26 protein-coding genes are annotated in these 18,986 nt (G+C 38.5%); 18 read left to right on the top strand and 8 right to left on the bottom strand.

What is annotated here, in order from left to right; translation table 11 throughout:
- The first annotated feature begins 10 nt into the window (after window positions 1-10).
- The 6 genes from H5119_RS02340 to H5119_RS02315 all read left to right on the top strand — a co-directional run bounded on the left by H5119_RS02340 (window position 11) and on the right by H5119_RS02315 (window position 4,663).
- A complete protein-coding gene (locus tag H5119_RS02340; protein ID WP_182701062.1) occupies window positions 11-1,237 on the top strand; it encodes a site-specific integrase in 1,227 nt (408 codons plus the stop codon).
- A 1-nt stretch (window position 1,238) separates the two neighbouring features.
- Complete coding sequence (locus H5119_RS02335) at window positions 1,239-1,781, top strand: hypothetical protein (protein ID WP_182701061.1); 543 nt, start codon at window positions 1,239-1,241, stop codon at window positions 1,779-1,781.
- A gap of 268 nt (window positions 1,782-2,049) precedes the next feature.
- The gene (locus H5119_RS02330; protein WP_182701060.1) at window positions 2,050-2,244 is read left to right on the top strand and encodes a hypothetical protein; all 195 of its coding nucleotides are present in this window, start codon (window positions 2,050-2,052) and stop codon (window positions 2,242-2,244) included.
- On the top strand, window positions 2,245-2,700 hold the full coding sequence (locus tag H5119_RS02325; protein WP_182701059.1) for a type II toxin-antitoxin system YhaV family toxin: 456 nt from the start codon (window positions 2,245-2,247) through the stop codon (window positions 2,698-2,700).
- A 76-nt stretch (window positions 2,701-2,776) separates the two neighbouring features.
- Window positions 2,777-3,487 (top strand): DUF4760 domain-containing protein, encoded by a 711-nt coding sequence (locus tag H5119_RS02320; RefSeq protein ID WP_182701058.1) that lies wholly within the window; start codon window positions 2,777-2,779, stop codon window positions 3,485-3,487.
- A 348-nt stretch (window positions 3,488-3,835) separates the two neighbouring features.
- Complete coding sequence (locus tag H5119_RS02315; RefSeq protein WP_182701057.1) at window positions 3,836-4,663, top strand: hypothetical protein; 828 nt, start codon at window positions 3,836-3,838, stop codon at window positions 4,661-4,663.
- A 3-nt stretch (window positions 4,664-4,666) separates the two neighbouring features.
- On the opposite strand, the gene H5119_RS02310 is transcribed toward H5119_RS02315, so the two are convergent.
- Window positions 4,667-5,665 (bottom strand): RelA/SpoT domain-containing protein, encoded by a 999-nt coding sequence (locus H5119_RS02310; RefSeq protein ID WP_182701056.1) that lies wholly within the window; start codon window positions 5,663-5,665, stop codon window positions 4,667-4,669.
- Window positions 5,666-5,679: 14 nt separating this feature from the next.
- Window positions 5,680-6,300 carry a LexA family transcriptional regulator gene (locus H5119_RS02305; protein WP_182701055.1) on the bottom strand — a complete coding sequence of 207 codons (621 nt, stop codon included), beginning with the start codon at window positions 6,298-6,300 and terminating at the stop codon, window positions 5,680-5,682.
- Window positions 6,301-6,488: 188 nt separating this feature from the next.
- Here H5119_RS02305 and H5119_RS02300 point away from each other — a divergent pair, with 188 nt between their 5' ends.
- Both H5119_RS02300 and H5119_RS02295 read left to right on the top strand, forming a co-directional pair.
- On the top strand, window positions 6,489-6,707 hold the full coding sequence (locus tag H5119_RS02300; RefSeq protein WP_182701054.1) for a YdaS family helix-turn-helix protein: 219 nt from the start codon (window positions 6,489-6,491) through the stop codon (window positions 6,705-6,707).
- Window positions 6,704-6,949, top strand: a complete 246-nt coding sequence (locus H5119_RS02295) for a hypothetical protein (RefSeq protein ID WP_182701053.1) — start codon at window positions 6,704-6,706, stop codon at window positions 6,947-6,949. Before H5119_RS02300 ends, H5119_RS02295 begins: the two co-directional genes overlap by 4 nt.
- Here the strand turns inward: H5119_RS02295 and H5119_RS02290 are convergent.
- Window positions 6,927-7,238: a DUF1889 family protein gene (locus H5119_RS02290; RefSeq protein WP_182701052.1), complete on the bottom strand. Its 312-nt coding sequence runs from the start codon at window positions 7,236-7,238 to the stop codon at window positions 6,927-6,929. The two genes, H5119_RS02295 and H5119_RS02290, sit on opposite strands and share 23 nt — an antisense overlap.
- Window positions 7,239-7,334: 96 nt before the next feature.
- On the opposite strand from H5119_RS02290, the gene H5119_RS02285 reads away from it, so the two are divergent.
- The 7 genes from H5119_RS02285 (at window position 7,335) to H5119_RS02255 (ending at window position 12,761) form a co-directional block, all read left to right on the top strand.
- Complete coding sequence (locus tag H5119_RS02285) at window positions 7,335-7,628, top strand: AlpA family transcriptional regulator (protein ID WP_182701051.1); 294 nt, start codon at window positions 7,335-7,337, stop codon at window positions 7,626-7,628.
- A gap of 9 nt (window positions 7,629-7,637) precedes the next feature.
- Window positions 7,638-8,042, top strand: a complete 405-nt coding sequence (locus H5119_RS02280) for a hypothetical protein (protein ID WP_182701050.1) — start codon at window positions 7,638-7,640, stop codon at window positions 8,040-8,042.
- A gap of 9 nt (window positions 8,043-8,051) precedes the next feature.
- The gene (locus H5119_RS02275) at window positions 8,052-8,648 is read left to right on the top strand and encodes an SAM-dependent methyltransferase (RefSeq protein ID WP_182701049.1); all 597 of its coding nucleotides are present in this window, start codon (window positions 8,052-8,054) and stop codon (window positions 8,646-8,648) included.
- Window positions 8,649-8,667: 19 nt separating this feature from the next.
- On the top strand, window positions 8,668-8,943 hold the full coding sequence (locus H5119_RS02270) for a hypothetical protein (RefSeq protein ID WP_182701048.1): 276 nt from the start codon (window positions 8,668-8,670) through the stop codon (window positions 8,941-8,943).
- A gap of 4 nt (window positions 8,944-8,947) precedes the next feature.
- Entirely contained in the window at window positions 8,948-11,515 is a 2,568-nt protein-coding gene (locus H5119_RS02265; protein ID WP_310737431.1) for a replication endonuclease, read from the top strand.
- Window positions 11,516-11,554: 39 nt separating this feature from the next.
- Window positions 11,555-11,713 (top strand): hypothetical protein, encoded by a 159-nt coding sequence (locus H5119_RS02260; RefSeq protein WP_182701047.1) that lies wholly within the window; start codon window positions 11,555-11,557, stop codon window positions 11,711-11,713.
- Between the two features lie 217 nt (window positions 11,714-11,930).
- Window positions 11,931-12,761, top strand: coding sequence for a potassium channel family protein (locus tag H5119_RS02255; RefSeq protein WP_182701046.1), 831 nt, complete (start codon window positions 11,931-11,933; stop codon window positions 12,759-12,761).
- A gap of 84 nt (window positions 12,762-12,845) precedes the next feature.
- Here H5119_RS02255 and H5119_RS02250 read toward each other — a convergent pair whose 3' ends face one another.
- Window positions 12,846-13,088, bottom strand: coding sequence for an ogr/Delta-like zinc finger family protein (locus H5119_RS02250; protein WP_182701045.1), 243 nt, complete (start codon window positions 13,086-13,088; stop codon window positions 12,846-12,848).
- A 391-nt stretch (window positions 13,089-13,479) separates the two neighbouring features.
- On the opposite strand from H5119_RS02250, the gene H5119_RS02245 reads away from it, so the two are divergent.
- The 3 genes from H5119_RS02245 to H5119_RS02235 all read left to right on the top strand — a co-directional run bounded on the left by H5119_RS02245 (window position 13,480) and on the right by H5119_RS02235 (window position 15,123).
- Complete coding sequence (locus H5119_RS02245) at window positions 13,480-14,133, top strand: GIY-YIG nuclease family protein (protein WP_182701044.1); 654 nt, start codon at window positions 13,480-13,482, stop codon at window positions 14,131-14,133.
- A gap of 59 nt (window positions 14,134-14,192) precedes the next feature.
- Window positions 14,193-14,756, top strand: coding sequence for a hypothetical protein (locus tag H5119_RS02240; protein WP_182701043.1), 564 nt, complete (start codon window positions 14,193-14,195; stop codon window positions 14,754-14,756).
- A 118-nt stretch (window positions 14,757-14,874) separates the two neighbouring features.
- Window positions 14,875-15,123 carry a hypothetical protein gene (locus H5119_RS02235; RefSeq protein WP_182701042.1) on the top strand — a complete coding sequence of 83 codons (249 nt, stop codon included), beginning with the start codon at window positions 14,875-14,877 and terminating at the stop codon, window positions 15,121-15,123.
- Between the two features lie 65 nt (window positions 15,124-15,188).
- On the opposite strand, the gene H5119_RS02230 is transcribed toward H5119_RS02235, so the two are convergent.
- From H5119_RS02230 to H5119_RS02215, 4 genes are read right to left on the bottom strand one after another with little or no spacing between them, the layout of a single operon-like run.
- A complete protein-coding gene (locus tag H5119_RS02230; protein ID WP_182701041.1) occupies window positions 15,189-15,644 on the bottom strand; it encodes a hypothetical protein in 456 nt (151 codons plus the stop codon).
- A complete protein-coding gene (locus H5119_RS02225) occupies window positions 15,644-15,970 on the bottom strand; it encodes a phage holin family protein (protein ID WP_064435750.1) in 327 nt (108 codons plus the stop codon). Before H5119_RS02225 ends, H5119_RS02230 begins: the two co-directional genes overlap by 1 nt.
- A complete protein-coding gene (locus H5119_RS02220; protein ID WP_182701040.1) occupies window positions 15,967-17,034 on the bottom strand; it encodes a phage portal protein in 1,068 nt (355 codons plus the stop codon). The genes H5119_RS02225 and H5119_RS02220 overlap by 4 nt, the downstream gene beginning before the upstream one ends.
- The gene (locus tag H5119_RS02215; protein WP_182701039.1) at window positions 17,034-18,800 is read right to left on the bottom strand and encodes a terminase large subunit domain-containing protein; all 1,767 of its coding nucleotides are present in this window, start codon (window positions 18,798-18,800) and stop codon (window positions 17,034-17,036) included. Before H5119_RS02215 ends, H5119_RS02220 begins: the two co-directional genes overlap by 1 nt.
- Window positions 18,801-18,986: the final 186 nt, after the last annotated feature.

Raw genomic sequence — 18,986 nt, 5'->3', positions numbered from 1 at the left:
AAAAAATTAAATGGCGATCAGTGACACCAAATTAAGAAAGCTGCTAGGTAAAAATCAAATACCGTGCATATTATCGCATAGAGATAGTTTAAGTGTAAGGGTATCTGCAAAGGGCACAATTACATGGCAATACCGTTGCCGTGTTGATGCTAAGCAGGTAATTATCACGCTAGGGCGTTATCCTGGGCTAAGCATCAAAGAAGCACAAGACTACATACCGCTGTTTCAAAATTGGTTAAGCCAAGACAAAGACCCACGCCTAGAGCTTAAGCTCATGCGTAACAATGCCAAGGGCTTGCCCACAATGGCAGAAGTTGCAGCAAAGTGGTTAGATAAAAAAGTACCTGACCTAAAAGAAAGAACCCAAACGTTATACACAAACCAAGTTAGCAAATGGATTGTGCCAATCCTTAATGATAAAAACATGCCAATTGATTTAATGACCATTAAAGATTGGATAACCTACTTTGATGACGTAAAAAAATTAGGTAGCGCAAAAACAGCCGGCACAATATTAGTACGCATAAAATCAATAATAGGATGGGCTGAAAAACGCGGTGAAGTAAAACCATTTAACCCCGTACTAACTCTAAATATAAACGATGTTGGCGAACAAGCATCGGTAGGCCAGCGAGTAATGCGCTTTGATGAAATTGCAAAACTATGGATTCAAATTGAAAGCTCAAAAGCTACACCCGCAACTAAAGCATGCCTTCAGCTAATTTATATAACAGGGGCTAGGCAATCAGAGGTTCGTTTAGCCAAGTGGGAACATTTCGATTTTGAAAACAACATTTGGACGGTACCACCCGAAAACTCAAAAACAAATAAAGCCATTCGCAGGCCAATATCAACCAAGATGAAAAGCATTTTAAATACGCTTGCAATGGTATACGGCCGTAATGGATATTTAATACCAGGTAGCAATCCACACAAAGCAATGACCACCCATAGTATTAATCGCTATTGCTGTCGAATGTGGGATCACCTATTTGAAAAATACAAAATACCCAAGTTCCTACCGCACGATGCCCGTCGTTCTTTATCTACATTGCTCAGTGAAAATGGCGTAGCACCACATGTAACGGAAAAAATGTTAGGCCATACAATGCGAGGAGTAATGGCTGTATATAACAAACATGATTGGATAAAAGAACAGGCAGAAGGGTATGAGTTATATTGTCAGCTTATTGATGATGCTATCTTAGAAACACTGAACAAAAAAGGGCAAAATTAAAATGGAAGAAAGCAAAGAAATCATTAAATTTGTTTTTGATTGGAGCACATTTATTGCGTGCTTAGCGTTTTTTGTTGCTGTGCATCAAGCTTGGATTAGCCGTAAGCATAATAAGTTATCCGTTCAACCATTAATCTATGATTTTATGGAGGAGGGTGATAAATGGTTCACATACTCAATCAGAAATAAAGGTCATGGCGTGGCTAAAATTGAGTCTTTTAAATACCACTGGGCAGGTCAAGAAATAACTGACGAAGAGCTAAGAAATAAAGTAAACCCATATATTAAACATAAAGATCATTTTAAAATAACTAATCTTGGCAGTGGTTTCGGCATGTCAAATGACGAAACATTTAAATTGATAGATTTAACAGTAGTTTCTGACGGAATAAGCGATATACCAACAGATAGGTTTAAAAAGATAATTAATCTAATTGTTACTAATTGCAGGGTGGAAATTAAATATAAATCATTATACAACGAAGAGTTTTCATTCGAGACCAGTACATCAGCTATTGATTTGAGTCTATATAAAGTGGAATAAAATTAGCAGGGGAAATACATAGGTCATCAAATATTGAATGGAATCATAAACTGACCTTTGATGTGTACAGTTATCACCGTTGTCTCTTGTAGTCTCCTAGTGTCTCTTGCTGTTTTGTGAGCCAATATGCTACTATTTGGTTGTGGGTACAATTAATGACACCCAGAGATTTGGTTGTGGGTACAGTTAATGGGCTCCCAACAATGTAATTAATAGGCTTTTTATTAAACTAAAATGGCTTTTATTTATAGCTAAGAATGGAGCTGTAATGAAAAATAAAGTTATCCAATTAAGCGAAGTAAAAAAAGAGAATGAAGCAACAGAGCAGTTCTTAAATTTACTTGATGCTGACATTAAAGCAGGAAATGTAAAAAAAATTCCTGATTCTGTATTTGATCGTATCGCAGCAATCAAGCACAAAGCACTTGTTGCACGTCAAAATAACGAATTAATAGAGATGTAAATGTACTGGGAAAAGTATTGGCATACTGTATTTGAGAATAGATACACGGAAGTATTGGATCAGGTCGAACGCGAAGCCAAAAAAGACCCAGAACACTTTTACGAATCTGCAATCTACAAATTATTTGAATGTGTTACAGATTGCATAGAAAATCGCATATTTATAGATCCTCAAGCACCAGCTTTTATACTGGGCAATACATTAGGTAAAAGTAACCGTGATTGGCGAAGAGCCAAAAAGGGTATGCCTAATCGATATCGTTTGTTTTTTAAGTTTTCGAGTACAAATAAAGCTATAGTTCTTGCTTGGTTTAACGACCAGTCAACACTTCGTAAAGATGGTAGTAAAACAGATGTTTATGAAGTTTTTAAAAAAATGCTATTAAAAGGGGTAATACCCAGTAGCATTGAAGAGCTGATAGAGCAATCAACAGAATTTAATAAACAAGCCCGCTAATAGCGGGTTTTTTGTTACTTCGTTGCTTATCTATTATTTATAAAATAAATATTGTTCAGATGGAAGAAGAATAAAGATGCTTAAATCTGTTTTACACATAAATATAGGCTTTTTAATGGGGGTTGCTGTTACATCTTTGTTTTATGTAGGTATGCCAATAATTTTAAATGAAAAGTTTTATCCTTTTGCATCAGCAATTGCTGTAGTTTTTTCTGCGGTGCTTGCTTTTACTTCAGCATTTTATACGTTACGAATTAATAGCAATAAAGCAATAGAAAAAAATACTATAGAGGCTATTGAAAATGGTAAAGGTAAAATAGGTGCTGAATTTCTATTTATTACAAGTTATTTGAAAAAGCATCAATTATGCGAACATGAGGCTTTAAGTGAATTGGCCCAACGTTATACTGAATATGAAGAAATAGCTGGAATAACAAAGACTTTAAATGAACTTGAAAGTATATGTAGTAATGCATTATCTGGATATTATGATTGGAATATAATTGTAAAAAATAGGGGCGCAACAATTATAAACGTCTGGGAAAAACTAAAGCCTTACTTAGAGGAGCGTAGAAGAATACAGAAAGCATTAATTTCAAAAGATTACCCCACATTAAAACACGACAAATTTTTACCATTTCACTCTATAGAAAAAGCATATGATCATTTGAGAAAAGATCCATATAATAATCGAAAAGAAGCCAAACTTTTAGCTTTAGCGTCTTTATGCTTACTTATACCTTGTTCACCAGCTCTAATAGCTATTTATTTTAATTTATTTTTGTAGATGTTTATTAACAGTAATTTACATAATATACCTCTCATAAAACAAGTTACTAAACTATCTAAGAAATTAAAAAACTAGAATTGTATTGTATGCATTAATAGGTAAGTAAATATTGGGACATAAAGCCCCAATGTTCTCTATTGTTTATATTATGTTAAGTATCGATAAAATTTCACAAGATATTTTTATATAAAAATAAAATAGCGCTGCTTGTAAATTTAAGATTTCTAGTTGTAGTTTATAGTTCATTTTATAGCTTCTCCTTTGTTGGTTAAACGGTGAAGCTATTTTGACACTATACCGAAAAGCAGTTAATTTGATGAAATATAAATATTTAAGGAAAATACGGTGAATCACAAGCCACTATCAAAGAGCTGGTTATTTTGGTTGATTTTCATTTTTGGAGTCGTAACAGCAATTGTAACTACAGTTGTTATTACTAGTAACAATAACTTTATACGTTGCGCTGATGTTCAATGTTTCTCGAATTTTTTAGAGTATTTTGTAATTCCAATAAAAATCCTATCCGCCACTTTTTTTGTAGCTGGTTTTGTCGCTGTTATTCATCGAAGCAAACAGACATATCATCAAATTGAGATTTCTTTAAAGCAAAATTCTTTTAAAAATTATTTAGATCATAAAGCAGAGCTAGCTGAGGTACTTAATGCTTTTGAGGAAGAATTCCAAGTCGAGGTAAAAGGAAAGCACAGTCTTTATAGGAAGTTATTTCCAAGGAACAGTACGCAAGAGGTTTCTTTTCTTACTCACGCTGATAATGATGGAGATATTTTTATAGACAATACAATTACAAACTTCCATAAATGTATTGATAAATACAATGAGTTTGGCAAGGTTTATTCGAGTAAAAAAGATATGACGCCTAATCAATACTTTTCACGTTGGTTGGCAGACTATTTTCTTTTAACTATGGAATTAGGTTTTTATGAAAAGAGTACAAATAAAACTCATAGTGATTGGTACGGACATTTATCACCAGACTTATTTAAAGGTATTCCTAAAGATATTGAAAAACATATTTTAACGCTTGGAAAACTATTATTAGAGCTTCAACATTTTTGTTACCCAACAAAGAATGAAAGAGTGGAAATATATTTCCCCACTCATTATCACAAAATGAAAGGGTTAGTTCACTTATATAGCCAGCCTAAAAATTAAAAATTATAAGTTTTTGAGTTTAGACTTTCTAAGTGCTCTTTTCAGTAAAATGTTCGAATACGAGAGATTATCTTGATTTAAGTACATTTCAATCCCAACTTTACCAAGAGCAGGGTAAAGGTGACTGCGCATTTCAGATTCTAAATCTTCTACGAGTTCACTGACCTCATCTGATTGAGATTTCTGTTTTAGTTTATCTAGCAAACTTTTTACTTTCTCTTGGTACTCAGCATTTTCTACTTCAAGAGTCTTTAATTCAGTCTCTTTACTTTCAATCATTGTACTTAAAGATTTAACAAACGAGCCCATCTCATCGGCGCTGCCAGCTAACCGATTAAAAATATCTAAAAAGGCGGCGATATCCTCATTATCAGAAAAGTTAGGATATCTAATTTTATGGTCAATCTCACTCCAGCCTTCCTCAAAAATAGTACGTACTTGTACCTCGGTGAATACTTTTGATTTATAAGGTGACGTTGAAAAAACAAAGTGTATTGAGCGGTAACCAGCTTTATGTTCCTTCACCACCCAAGAATTTTCTTTTTCATCTTCTTCACTATCGCCCTTGCGAATATAAGCGGTTATTGCTTCAGCTTTTTCCCATGTGTTTTCTAAAGCTTTAAGAATATCTTTAGAATCTTGCTTAAATAAATGAAGTGCGCGAATACCAATTAAATCAGTCACCATTTCAAAGTAGTTATTTACAGAAATTTTAAGGTAGTCTTTATTGTATGAACCAGAGCGTTGTGTAGTTTTACGTACTATTTTTTCCATCAAATGCTCAGGGTCTTTAATTCTCCAGCGCACAGAATGAACTTTAGCAAAGCGTTGGATTGTTTTTGCGTATGATTCAGCTAAATTTTCAAGGTTATAGATTTTAGATTGATGATCAGCACCAATTGATTGTATTAGCTTCCAGTCTAGTGCGCATTTAGTGAATTCTTCTTCAGTGATGTTATTTCTAGATAGAAAATCGTTTAATTCCATTTCTTGAATATTCATGTTATTTCCTTATTTTAAAGCGACTTACCTGTAAATATAACTTTTCCTACCAACGTGCAATTGCCGTTTATTGGGATTAGTTGTTCAGGCCAGTTGGGGTTGGCGGCTTTTAAGAATTTGTGGCCACCTTCGATTATTAGTTGTTTGAACGTGGCTTGGTTGTCGTCGTCTAGGCGGGCTACTACATAGGAACCATGGATACATTCGGCTTCTGGGTCTACAAAAATTAAATCACCCTCATCAAACTTTGGCTCCATGCTAATGCCTTGCACTTTTAATACAAACGTAAGATCACTGCAATTAACAGGGCACATAAAACGTTCTGCGTCATACGCTTTAATTTCACTTATTTCTGACCAAGCACCGGCTTGCACCCAGCTGATTAGTGGGGCTGTATTTTTAATTGTTGGCCCTGGCATAACGTTATTATTTTTATTTTCACTGATACCAAACTGTAAAAATTCAGGGGTGCATTGAAGCGCTCGCGCTAACGCTTCAATGTTACGTGGGTTTTTGGTGTCACCCTTTTCTAGTTTTTGTATAGAGTTTTGTGCAACACCTACCAACTCGGCTAATTGATGCTGAGTTAAATCTAATGCTTTCCTTAGCTTTTTAACACGATTTGCAATATCCATATTATCTCCAAAAGGTTTATTTTTAACACTTTAAGTGTGGTTGGAATAGATTATCACAACTTTAAGTGGTTTTAGTCAAATCGCTATTATTGGTTTTAATTTCATAAATACAACCAAAAGTGGTTTACAAACCAATAAAAGAGATCGTATTATAGAAAAAAGTGGTTAGAAGCTATCGGAGATAAAAAATGTCAGCCATACAAAAGGCGGTAAAAATAATTGGTGGGCAAACCAAGCTCGCTAACATTCTAGGTACTAAGCAGTCAGTTGTATTTCATTGGCTCAGTCGCCACGGTCAAGCCCCAGCGAAATACATTCCACGTATTTCAGAACTAACAAACGGTGAAGTATCGGTAAACGATTTACTGGCCGATCATCAAAAAAGCAACAAGGAAGATGCAGCATGAGTACAGAAATTGAAGTAGACCCAATTGATGTAATGGATATTAGCGAGCGGACAGAAGCGTTAATGGATGATGAGCGTTTTACTATGTCAGAAAAAGTGGCAATGGCAGCTTTAGATTATAAAAGTGCGTTAAGCCACGATTACTTTGCCGCTGCGCATGGTGGAGTTGATAAGTTTAAAAACCAGCTTTTTACACTGGTAGATAAATGGTTTGAAGATTTTAACCCCGGTGAGATTGAATGATTTTATCAGCGGTGGTTTCACCCCAGCTTGTTGAGCGAACAATATTAACACTGCGGCCATCGTTAATGCGTTGCGCTATGTCGGCTAGCTTTTTGGCGTGTTTTTCAGGCCAGTTGTTTTCGATAGCGAGCAAAAGTACTTCATCTTCACTTAAGGCAATGCCTTTTTTGTGGAGCGCTTTAAATAAGCATTTTGCTTTTGAGTCGTCAACTGGATGGGTGAGCCCATTTGCAGGCGTAAGACTGCTTGAAAGCGCTTTTATGCAGTCGCTCAAGATTGGGTTTGGCATAGGTTTTTCCTCTTTGTTTTGGTTGGTGGTTTTTCGCACTTACAACTTACCAGAACAAAGAGGGATTTTAAATAAACAGGTACAGGAGTGTGCAGCATGAGCACTGAACAACAAATTATTTTATTAGATATTCACCCAGACGCAAAAGCAGTGTTGTTTGCATTACTGCAAGAAAACATTCAGTTGCGCACGGAGCTTGAAGAGCAAAAAGACCGCTTAGTAAACACCCGTGAGGCGATGGAAGTGATGGGTTGTGCCCACGCTAAGTTTTGGAAGCTTAATAAGTTAGAGAACTTTCCTAAGCCGGTGCAGTTTGGCAAAAGCAACTATTACCGCATAAACGAGCTAATAGCGTTTAGAACACAGCATCAAAAAAGCGTAAATAACTAGGAGCAAACCATGACAAATGCATTAGTTAAACAAACCAATAACGCACAACCAGCGCCATTAAAAGCAGTAGAAGGGCGTCACATACCAAAAGGCTTAGCTGAAATAAAAGCATTAATGAGCGATAGAACGCGCACACCAGGTTATGTGTTTAATGCCGTTTTAACTGAGCAACAACGAAAGTTAGTGTGCTTTGCTGCGGGGCTTAAACAGCGTCATGTAGAAATGAGTTTTTATAAATTCAGCATTCAAGAACGCAATGCAGTGCATAAAGCAATTTTAGCATTACAAGATATTGTTGCTGCTTTTACTGACGCTAACGTTCTTGGCCGCGAAAACTTCGAAAGAACCCCGCCTAAGTTTGATGTTGTTCCGCATTTAGTTGAACAGTCAAAAACTGATTCACAACCACACTAAGGATTGAACATGAGTTCACGAAATCGCGGTACGGTTAGCAACAAAGACGATTACTACGTTACACCTCATTGGTTAATTAGTGAGTTTTTAGACGCAGTAAACCCAGCAAGCCCACACGCTAAAACGCCCCTTGATTTAGGTAACGACATACTCGACCCAAGCGCCGGTGGGTGTGATAAATACGCAATGAGTTACCCAGCGGTATTAAACATACATGGTTATTTTAATGTTGAAAGTTGGGATATTCGCACCGATAGCCGCGCCAGTAAAAAAGGGCACGACTTTTTAAGTGTTAAAGGCAAAGAGCAATACGACACCGTGATCACTAATCCACCGTTTAGTATTTCTGAAGAATTTTTAAATAACGCGCTTACGTATGTTAAACCACACGGTTTAATAATCATGCTGCAACGTGTGAATTGGCTAGGCACACAAAAGCGTTTTGAAATGTGGCAAACCATGCCGTTACATTCTGTGTTTGTTCACCACAAACGCCCAGGCTTTGATCCTGAAAAGCCAAGTAAAACCGACTCAATAGAATACGCCCACTTTGTATTTTGCAAAACTGCAAAAGAAAACCTCACACCAAACCTGTTTGTAATTTAACCCCTAAGGAATATTAAAAATGACCACTATCAAAGACCAAGATCTATCTAAAAAACAGTTAATACTCAATATAGTTTTACACGCTATTGAGCAAGCCAATTTTACTATTCGACTTTTAAACAAGCGCAGCACGGTGCACATGCTTATGCAGTGCGAAGACACGTTGACTGATTTACTACCAATCGTAAAAATGATTGCTGACGATGACGTTAATTTTGAACGAGCATACAGCCTAATGAGCATTGCATTAAATGCCGTACAAACTGGTGGCGAACCAATGGAAATAGAGCTGTAACGCCGTGGCTAACCCAATCCCGCTCGACCTTGAAACCCTTAGACTATCTGGTATAGCTAAGGGTTTAATTTCGTCTATAAACGATATTGATGACCGTAACTTTTTAGCGCGTGGTTTACAGAGCGTACCAGTGCCTTTGCAAAGCCGAATGGCCCGTAAGTATATTGACCGCTACAACCAGAACAAGGCGGGTAGCCAATACCGCGCTAATACATGGCTGCGCCGCACCATTGCCCGTTTAAAACCGCGCTTTGGTGTGCTGTTTAGTATTACTCAAAATATGCCATTGCCATGGCATATTTTAAGCAGTATTGAAAAAACCAAAAAACACGCAGGCACACTCGCTATGGAGTGTGTGCAAATTACCCTTGACGTAAGCGAAGAACACCAACGTTTAAGCTATGAAAAATTAGTACGTTTGACGTATGAAGCCGTAAGCGATCATGCAAAGTCGTTTGGTGTGAACGTACCATTTTATAGCATGCGTGAAGACGACCTACCGCAAGAATGCTTTGAAATTGCGTTGCTTAAAATGCAGTGCGATAAGTGGTGGGCCCGCCAGTTAAAAACCCTACGTAAGCAGTTTTTAGAATTACTAGAAATTGCCACAGGCCAAGTAGGGCGTGATTTATACTACGACAAAAAAAGCAAAAAGCCTAAACGCCGAGGTATTAGCCCGTATTCATCAAAACAAGCACAACGCGAATTTAGCTTTGCCCAAGCAAGTGGCCGCCAGTTTTTAGAAATGATGGAACTGCAAAGCAGTGACGGCGATGTAATTGACCTAATTGAAGCCGTAAAAAGCGGCATGGCAAACCCTGCTAACCGCCGCAACGAATTAATGTTACGCATCCGTGAAACCGAAGAGCTAGCCGACGAAATGGGCTATGTTGCTATGTTTTATACTATTACTTGCCCTGCGCGTTTTCATGCCAATGCAAGTACGTGGGACGGTTCAACACCTAAAGATGCCCAAAATTATTTAACTACTACGTGGGCACGTGCACGCTCCAAATTAAACCGCCGCGACCTTAAATACTTTGGTGTACGTGTAGTAGAGCCACATGCTGACGGTTGCCCGCATTGGCACATGATGTTATTCATGCCAAAAAATAAGCTTCAAGAAATCAACGCTATTTTGCGTTGGTACTTTATTCAAGAAGACAAAGCCGAGCTTTACGATCGTTACGGCCCTGAACTTACTCGAGCAAAAGTGTTTAACAAATTTGTAGATATAAACACCCACGGCACGCACATAAAAACGGTTGAGGCGTGTGTTAAGTACCGTGCGCACACCGAGAAAACCCACTTATTTAAACTGTATAAACAAAAGCGCAGTGATTGGGGCTTTGCAAAAAAGAAGGCTAACGAAGTAGCGATACAACGCAATAAAGAAGAAGCCGAAAAAGCCAAAGCTGAAAAAAGAGAACCTAAAAAGTTTAAGGCGAAAAATCACAAAGCACCTACCAAATTTTACCGCACATTTAGCCCACGCTTTGACGCTGTAAAGCTAGATAAAAGCAAGGGCAGTGCAGCGGCCTACATTGCTAAATACATCAGTAAAAACATTGATGGCTATATGCTTAGCGATCATGTTGACGCTGACACAGGCGAAAACCTGCAAGAGCAAGCTAACCCTGTTTTAGCCTGGGCTAGCACATGGAATATTCGCCAGTTTCAATTTCAGGGGTCGCCAAGCGTTACGGTTTGGCGAGAGCTTCGCCGTATGCGTACCGTTGTGAAAGACGAAATTATAGAGCCTATTCGTTACGCCGCAGATAACGCTAACTGGAAAGACTACGTAAAACTACAGGGCGGTATGTGTATTGGCCGCGCCGCTAATTTTAAATCAATGTATGAAGCTACCCCAATGGGCAATGACTACGCCGAAGTAGTACGCCGTATTAAGGGTGTTGTAACCAACGTTGATTACAAAGCCGTGCTTACGCGTTTGTTTAACAACGTGCATAACGTAACGGATGCAACCAGCTTAAAAACCCGCCTTATCGAATGGACCAGACAACTCAAGGGTACAGCAGAAAAACTCGCAGCTAAGGCTAGCTCCAACGTCGGCGCAGCCGACCTATCTTGGTCTAGTGGTAATAACTGTACGCCTATAGCCGTGGGCTCTAGCGCCGAGTTAATACTCGATATGGTGGGGTGTGATGAAAAACAGATCACAGAGGTTAAAAAGGATCTAAATAGCGGTAAGAGGATCGCCAGAGACGGCCAAATTTACCAAATTAAAAACGGCCAACTTCATGTTTTAGACGAAACCGCACAAATAAAACACAACAAGCACCTCGCTATTGAATACCGAGCAAAAACACTCGCCCAAAAATCGGCAAGCTGGCATGTAACAGAGAGTCACTGGCAGCAAGCCCGCCAATTAGTAGACCTAGCTTACCAATACGCACAGCTAGACGGGCGCGAAACACTTAATGCAACACGCAATGAACTCGGTGAGTTACATTATGGCGAGCCTAAAAACGGCCTTATCAAAATTGGCGATTGGGACTTAGCAATTTTAGTAAACAACGGCAGTGCATCAGCAATCAGCAATCAGCGATAACGATTTGTGGTCACTGGATTTAATGGCGTAGGAGATATTATGAATAACCAAAAAGCAGAAGAGAAAATGCTAGAAACAGGGAAATTTTATACCGCGCTTCAGATCAGAGAGAGTTTGGGGTATCAGCAAACCGTGGAAGTGGCTGGCTGTATAATATCTGTATGGGTTCTCGCTATGAAACGGTTGAAACGGAATTAGCAAATCGACGGGTGAAAATCCCCTATATTGACGGCAGTATTCAAATATCAGAATTTACCTAAAAAATGCGTTTAATCACACGTGTTGATTTATCGAAACAAAAATGACTTTAGGCCAGATTTTATAGGTGTTACATAAAGTGTGATAGGAACACTTATTTTGACTCTAATAACAATAAAGGTAAACTACACAAGCTATTGTTTTGGGATGTTAATTTATGAGTTTTATCGTTTGTGTAAAATGTGATAAACCACCCTCTATGTTTGGAAAGAAAGGTGTTGAATGCTGTGATTGCAAAAAACCTCAAATACAACTAGTAAGACCTAAAGCTTTAGCGAGGATTATAGATTGTCTTGATAATCAAATTAAACGTCAGCAAGATTTGAAAAAAAAGCTAATACCTAATTATAAGAATTGGACTGGCTCAAACGGGGAGCCAAAATTTCATATGTTTTCAATGTTTTTTAGCTTCATCACTACTTGTATACCATTTTTCTTTATATTTCTGGGAATACATTTTAATTACTTCTACTCAACCGTGGGAGCTTTTACGTTGTTAGCTATGTTGATTTTTCCAATGTGTATTTTCCCTCTTGGTAATACATCTAATTTACATCGAGAGTTAGAGCGTTTCAAATCAGAAAACTATCCATTAGTACTTGAATACAATAAACTTCGAGACCAAAGCCAAAAAATAAATGAGAAAAAACAGGAAGCATATACTTCAGTGATGTCTGAAGTGCAAAGTTGTTCTAATTTTTTGTATACAACCAAACTAATAGGGCTAACAAGTACATTTACTTACTACACTTTATGCACGCTCGCATTTGCATATCATTACTTTATAAACAAGACAGCTATAGCTGGCCTTGAAACACCAATTGATGCAATTTATTTCAGCCTGGTAACCTGGACCACTTTAGGTTACGGAGATATGTTACCTTTGACAGACTCTATAAAGCTTATCGTTGGGTTAGAGGCAATTTTTGGTCAAGTTATGCTTGCTATACTAGTCGCAAAGATCTTAAGTCATTATCAGAATACTTAGAATGTCGGGCTTCCTCACTATTAACGGTTTACCGCCAACATTAGAAACGGCTAAAAATTAACATACTATATTTGAATAGGGTGTTTATAAGCCAATCAACTCTAATTGCTGTTCACGCGGTAAGTTTTTAAGTAATGATGCGGCAAGTTCTACCGTTGTTTGGCGTGGTGGGTTTAGGTAATGCTTAAATGCTAAGGTACTTACAAACGTTGCTCCACAGTTTTTAACGTTACTACATGAAATATAGAGATCAGCTACATGGGTTGATTGATTTTCTCTTGATGAAATAGTCGCTTTACTTCCACAACTCGGACACATTACCCGCATAACCGCACCAATATAAAGCCATAAAAATTAACTGTGATTATATACAGTATTAATTACCCTGACAAATAAGCATCGAGCTACTAGCTGAGAACTCAAAGGCCAAAAAATTCACTCCTCCTCGCCTTCCGCTTTCGTGCAAAAAACGCGTCAAATTGACAACCCCAGTGACATGCTATTAATCGCCAGCCAGCCCAGTAAAAGGATCTGTAAGTAATTTTAAAAAGATCGCATTGTCAAAAAGTGACAATGTTTGACAATAAAGTGACAACAAAAGATCAAATAGCTGGTGAATAACTCCCACATAAATTATATAGCTTGATATAGCGCAAATTGTTAATCTACTCTGACAATATAATAAAATTATACCCGCACAAATCTTAGAGCCATACTCATGAAAGTTATAATCACCAAAAACTTAAAAGAATCTCATGTTCGAACCGCGAAACACATAATTTATGCTCATCAGAATTTAAATGGTGATGTATATATCGGACAGGCTAAATGTATGGTTAATCGTTGGAATGAGCATATGCAATTAGCCAAATCATTAACTCACCCAGAGAGTATGCAAAAATTTAAACAAGCGTTACGACATAATAAAAATTGGCATCACTATATTATTGCAACTGCTAGCAATCAGGAAAAAGCAGATAAAGTGGAGGCCGCAGCAATTGCTTTTTACAAGCCTAAACTAAATTCCCACCCTGGTAGAAGTTGTGATAAAAGCACTAAGTATGATTTTCAATTATTAGCTCGAGGTGGTAAAGAAGTGGAGCTAGAAGCAGCTAAAATAGATAGATACAAAACTCAAGAGCGATTTACAGATAGAGAACGTAAAACGATTCACTGTAAAGCTATCCTTAAAAATGGGAAGTCGCATATTAGTTTTGAATGTATAGATGATGGTTTTCGCGTTAACGTATCCCATCAAAAGAGGGTCGGTTTTAAAGAAGGGGACATTGTGACTATTTCTTTTGCAGCAAAAGGAAAGACTTTTTATACTACAACGGACTATAGTGATATTAAGTTAGCAGCTAAAAAATAGCGGACTTTGTACTTTTCAAAATACAATAGTGGACTTCAAATAGTTTTGTTAGGTAATAAATGAATATCAGAACAGATAGAACACCAATACACTGGAATTATTTCTTAGCCATAGAAGAAGATATTGCAGATCTTACACGTTGGATTGAGTTTCATGAATCAAATTTCAAGTGTTTTTCGATTCAGCTAGCGAGAGTTCTGATGGTTGCCTCTGCTGAAGTTGATGTAATAGCAAAAAAACTAGCTGATAATATTCAACCAGAGAGCGGGGCTAAGAATATAAAGGATTACCAAAGAATAATCATGGCTGCTTACCCGGAATTTAATACTCATACAATTAAAATACCTAGGTACGGACTATCATTTACTCCTTGGTCTGATTGGGAGCTGCCTGGTACTTCACCGTCATGGTGGCTGGCAAATAATAAGGTAAAACACGACCGGTCAAATTGTTTTGATCAAGCATCATTAGAGAATGTATTAAACTCTGTTGCTGGGTTATTTGTATTAATTGCCATTTATTATCAAGGGCAAACCAGTAGCGTGACACCGGCTCCTTCATTATTTGAGCCATCTCAGTTTGCCCATTTGGATGGGGATTGGCTGGCTTTTCACGGAGGCTAATAAAAGGAAATAACACGAGCGTTGACGTTATTGGATAAAATTTATAAGTCATCTAAAAAATAGAGCTGTTTTTTATTTTAGAAATTTAACAGTTTTACTATTTTCAATAGGAATTTTCATGAATATACAAGAACTATTAATTAAAATATCTCAAGGCGTTATGTCTTATAAACCAGAGTCAGACTCTTTGGAAGATCTTAAACCCTTTCAAGAGATAGTGGGTTTATTAAAGTTTGCTGAAAAAGAAGGCTACATTGTAAGTACAATAACTCAAAAAGAGTGTAGATACCCTGGGGGGTTGATTTGCAATATAGTAGTTAGAGGTGGGTTAACGGATAATGGTAAATCATTCATTAGTAATATTTAGCTGCTTATTATTTATCAAAGCATTTTAATCTGCGTAATTTGCAGTAATAGCTAAAACGCTAGCTTTTAACTAGCGTTTTGCTTATTGTTGCTACGACCACCCCAAAACGCTCTAAACAATCGCATTAACCCAAGGGTTGAAACCGCAATACCCACAATCACAAACTCAAAGTACCAGGGCGCGCCTTTATAGCCCATTGCTTGCCAGCCTTTTTGCATATACGGTTGCATGGCGGGTACAAAATGACACACAAACAACCCCAAAAAGAATAAAATAATGATTTCATCCATAATGGTTTTATCGCGGTTTTTTAAAACCAGCAAGTCATAATCAGCGTCGTTTTGCTCGGCTTGCATACAGCGCTTTGCTTTTGCATTGAACTGAGCAATCTTAAAATTGTTTTCAGCGCGTGCGACATCAGCGGCCATTTCAGCCGCAATGCGTTTACGCTCAACATAGCCGCCGGTTAAATCGGCTATTGGGTCTGTGATGAATGAAACCAGTGTTTTTAACCATCCCATTATTTTATCCCCCTGATCAATTTAATAAATGCTTTTGGGTCTTTGCTAAAGGCTTTAATTAGTTTGTCGAACCCTTCGAGTAAATGCGGGGCCGCGTAGGCGGTTACCCCAATCACGCCTGTTTTTAGGTTTTCATCAAACCCGCGCCATTCACAAAACATGGCTGATAGGTAGGCTGCAAATATCGCAATCAGCACACTCATAAAGTAATGAAAAAACGTAAACTGCCGTTTGCTCAAATACATTTGAATTGCGGCTGCTAAAAAACTCAACATAAGTAATCGCCCCCATTGTTTAATAAATTCGATAACATCTATCCAGCTCATGCGGCTTCCTTGGTAGTTGGGTTTAAGTCTGAATACTCAGGCTCTTTAAATTCAATATGCTGCGCGGCAGGTAAGTAGTTATTAATGCCTAATACGTCTTGCTGCAGGGGCACAACTTCGTTGTTGTAATAAGCGCGGGTGATTTTGTCTAAATCACCAAAGCCTGGGCTGTCGCCAGATGATTGGCCGCTCAGTGCTTCTTGCGCACGGTGCATGCTAAGCATGTCGTTAAGGGTAATCTTTTTAATGCGCTCAAATTCGTCTTTTGTTGATATGTCGCCCACCGGTGTAATGTTTATCGCTTTTTCAGCATCGGCTTTATTACTGCGAAAATTAAAAAACAAACTTCTAAAGTTGCCCACGCCTTTGCTGTCGCGTATGGCATTTTTAAGGGCGGTTTCATCATCAGCGCTTAAATTAGGGTCGGCCATTGAGAATATAAAACCCATGTGCGCTCCGTTCTTGTAATAGCGGCGGCGAAATAACGTGGCATCTTCATTGAGTAAAGCTGATTGAATACCGCCGTAATATTGCGGTATGCCATAAATACCTTGCCCGGGGTCGTATTCTTTTACGTGAACTATTTCGCCCGCATTAAAGTAAATAGGTTCATGACTGTGGTTACTTAATTGTGCATACACACCGCGTTTATCGGTATAGCGCATAGTCAACGCAGGCAAATGGCGCAGCTTAATAACCTGTCCAAATGAATTTTTAATAATCTGCAAATAGGCGTTGCCGCTCCACAGTAAATCAAATGCAAACTTGCTAAGCGCTTGATGGCTTAATAGCGGGTTAGGCTTATACCACTTTAAAATCATGTTGCGTTTAAAGTAGAGAATGGGCCCGTGTTGGGCATTTACTCGCAGCAGTTTAACCAAGCCTTGCAAATTAATGGGCGGTGCGTAAATGCCGTTACTGTCACTAAACACCCCAACGTAATCGGTTAGACGGTTGTCTAAACAAGGCTCCGGATCGCCAAAGCTAAACGTATCGGTTACCGCTGTGCGTTGGTTGTAGTTTGGCGCTTGGCCGTTACTTACTTGTAATCGTGGTTTACTCATTAAGCTGCAATTCCTACAGATGTTTGACGGCTATGGGCATTACCGTCGAGTGGTTCAAATAACATGGCGTGCATAATTGCCCACGCAATATCGGCATGGCCTGTTGTAGCGGTTCGGTTTGTGGCATAAGTAATTTGGTCGCCCACCACTTTACGGCGAATATTAATAAACGAGCTGGCAATGTTTACCGCGTCCTGGTCAAACTCAAAGCGGCGGTTTTGAATAACGTTAATGGCTTTAATTACCATGCGGTTTTTAATAATGGGGTTGTAATGAATTGGCTCGGCATTAGGGTAAAACTTAGTAATAAGCTCCCACACACCATAGCCAATGCCGGTGGTGTCTACGCCAATATGCACAACGTTGTATTTTTCGGTGAGGTGTTTTATCTCGTTTGCCATTGCTTCAAAGTCGTTGCCGCTTAAATCAAGCGCTTCAAGCAGTAAAAACTTTTCGCCTGGCTGCATGGGCGCACTTAAAATGGCAACACTTGCTTTATCGCCAAAGCGGGCAGGGTCAAAACCAATTACAACAGGGCGCAGGCCAAATGGGCGCTCATAGTCTAAATCAAAGTCAGCCCATTTGGTTGAGTCGCCCACGCAGTTCATAAGCTGTTTAAGATTAAACGCACTGTGTGCATCATCAATAAACTTACACATAAACAAGTTATTAAACTCATCTACGCTGTATTCGTTTTCAAGTACGCCAATATCTATACGGTCAAAACCACTGGTTACTACATCGTAAACCGTGAGCATTTGACGCCAAATACCGTCGTCACACAGTTGGCCGTTTTTTAAGTTTTTGTGGCTTACATCTATGGCAAATTCAGGATCGTTACACGCTTTTGTTTTTCGGTACCATTTACCGTTCCAATGGTCGTAGGCTTCGTGGCTGGTAACCGATGGCGTACTAAAATAGGTAATACGTAAATGTTTATGCGTTGCCATAGCCTGCGCCAAACCGCGCAACGACTTATATTTAGGTATCCAAAACACTTCATCTATATATAAATCACCGGATTCAGATTGTGCAGTACGGGCATTGGTACTTTTAAATATTAGTTTAACCGTTTTACCGCCGGCTAAATTAAGCACCATTGGCGAGCCACTTAATTCAATATTAAAATGCTCACGCACCAACGCCACAATATTGGCTTTAAATACCTCGGCTTGGTCGCGGCTCGCGGATATAAATATTTTATTACGGCCATTTACAACCGCATCGTAAAACGCTTCAAAGGCAAAATAAAATGTAGCGCCAATTTGGCGCGGTTTTAATATAAAGCGGGCGCGGTGGTCTTGGTTATCAAACCAATGTTTTTGGTGCGGGTAAAGTAGTGTGTCTTTAAGCGTGTTGAGCATTTCAAGGGTAATGCCAGAGCAATCGTTTTTCTTGTTCTTCTTTGATTTTTTATCGTTGTTGCTATGACTGTTGCCACCACTGTAATTACTTGCGCGCTGTTTTGGGGCTGGGGCTAATTTACTTTTATTAAGCGCGCACAGTTGGCGTGTGCAAAAGTCGAGCTCTTTATAGTCAGCATCGTTTTTATCGTCTTTATCGGCCAGTACATTAATGCGTTTGCTAAAGGCCATTTCGGCATTATAGCTTGGGCACATATCTTCCCATTTGCCAGCCTCAGCCCAGCGGCGAACACTACGCGCACTGGGCATATCGTCAAGCTCGGCTATTTCGTCAACCGTGTAACCCTCAACCACATACAAATCTTGTGCTTTTTTGCGTATTTCTGGTCCGTAGTTCGCCATCTAATGCACCGCGTTAATTAGTTCATAGCGGCAGTGTATTCGTAATAAAGCGCTTAATCTGTCAGTCAAAAACCTAGCCATTCCTAAAAGTTAAATATAGGAATTTCAAAAAGTTAAACCGTTGGAAAGGAATAAAAAGAGGGTGCAAACTGCAATCACTTTAAAGCAATACGCTTAATTTGCACA

Origin of the sequence: Pseudoalteromonas sp. SG45-5 (assembly GCF_014164085.1) — a bacterium.
Classification (GTDB): Bacteria; Pseudomonadota; Gammaproteobacteria; order Enterobacterales; family Alteromonadaceae; genus Pseudoalteromonas; species Pseudoalteromonas aliena.
The sequence above is the reverse complement of the archived record's forward strand: the minus strand, read 5'-3'. Positions and strand labels throughout refer to the sequence as shown.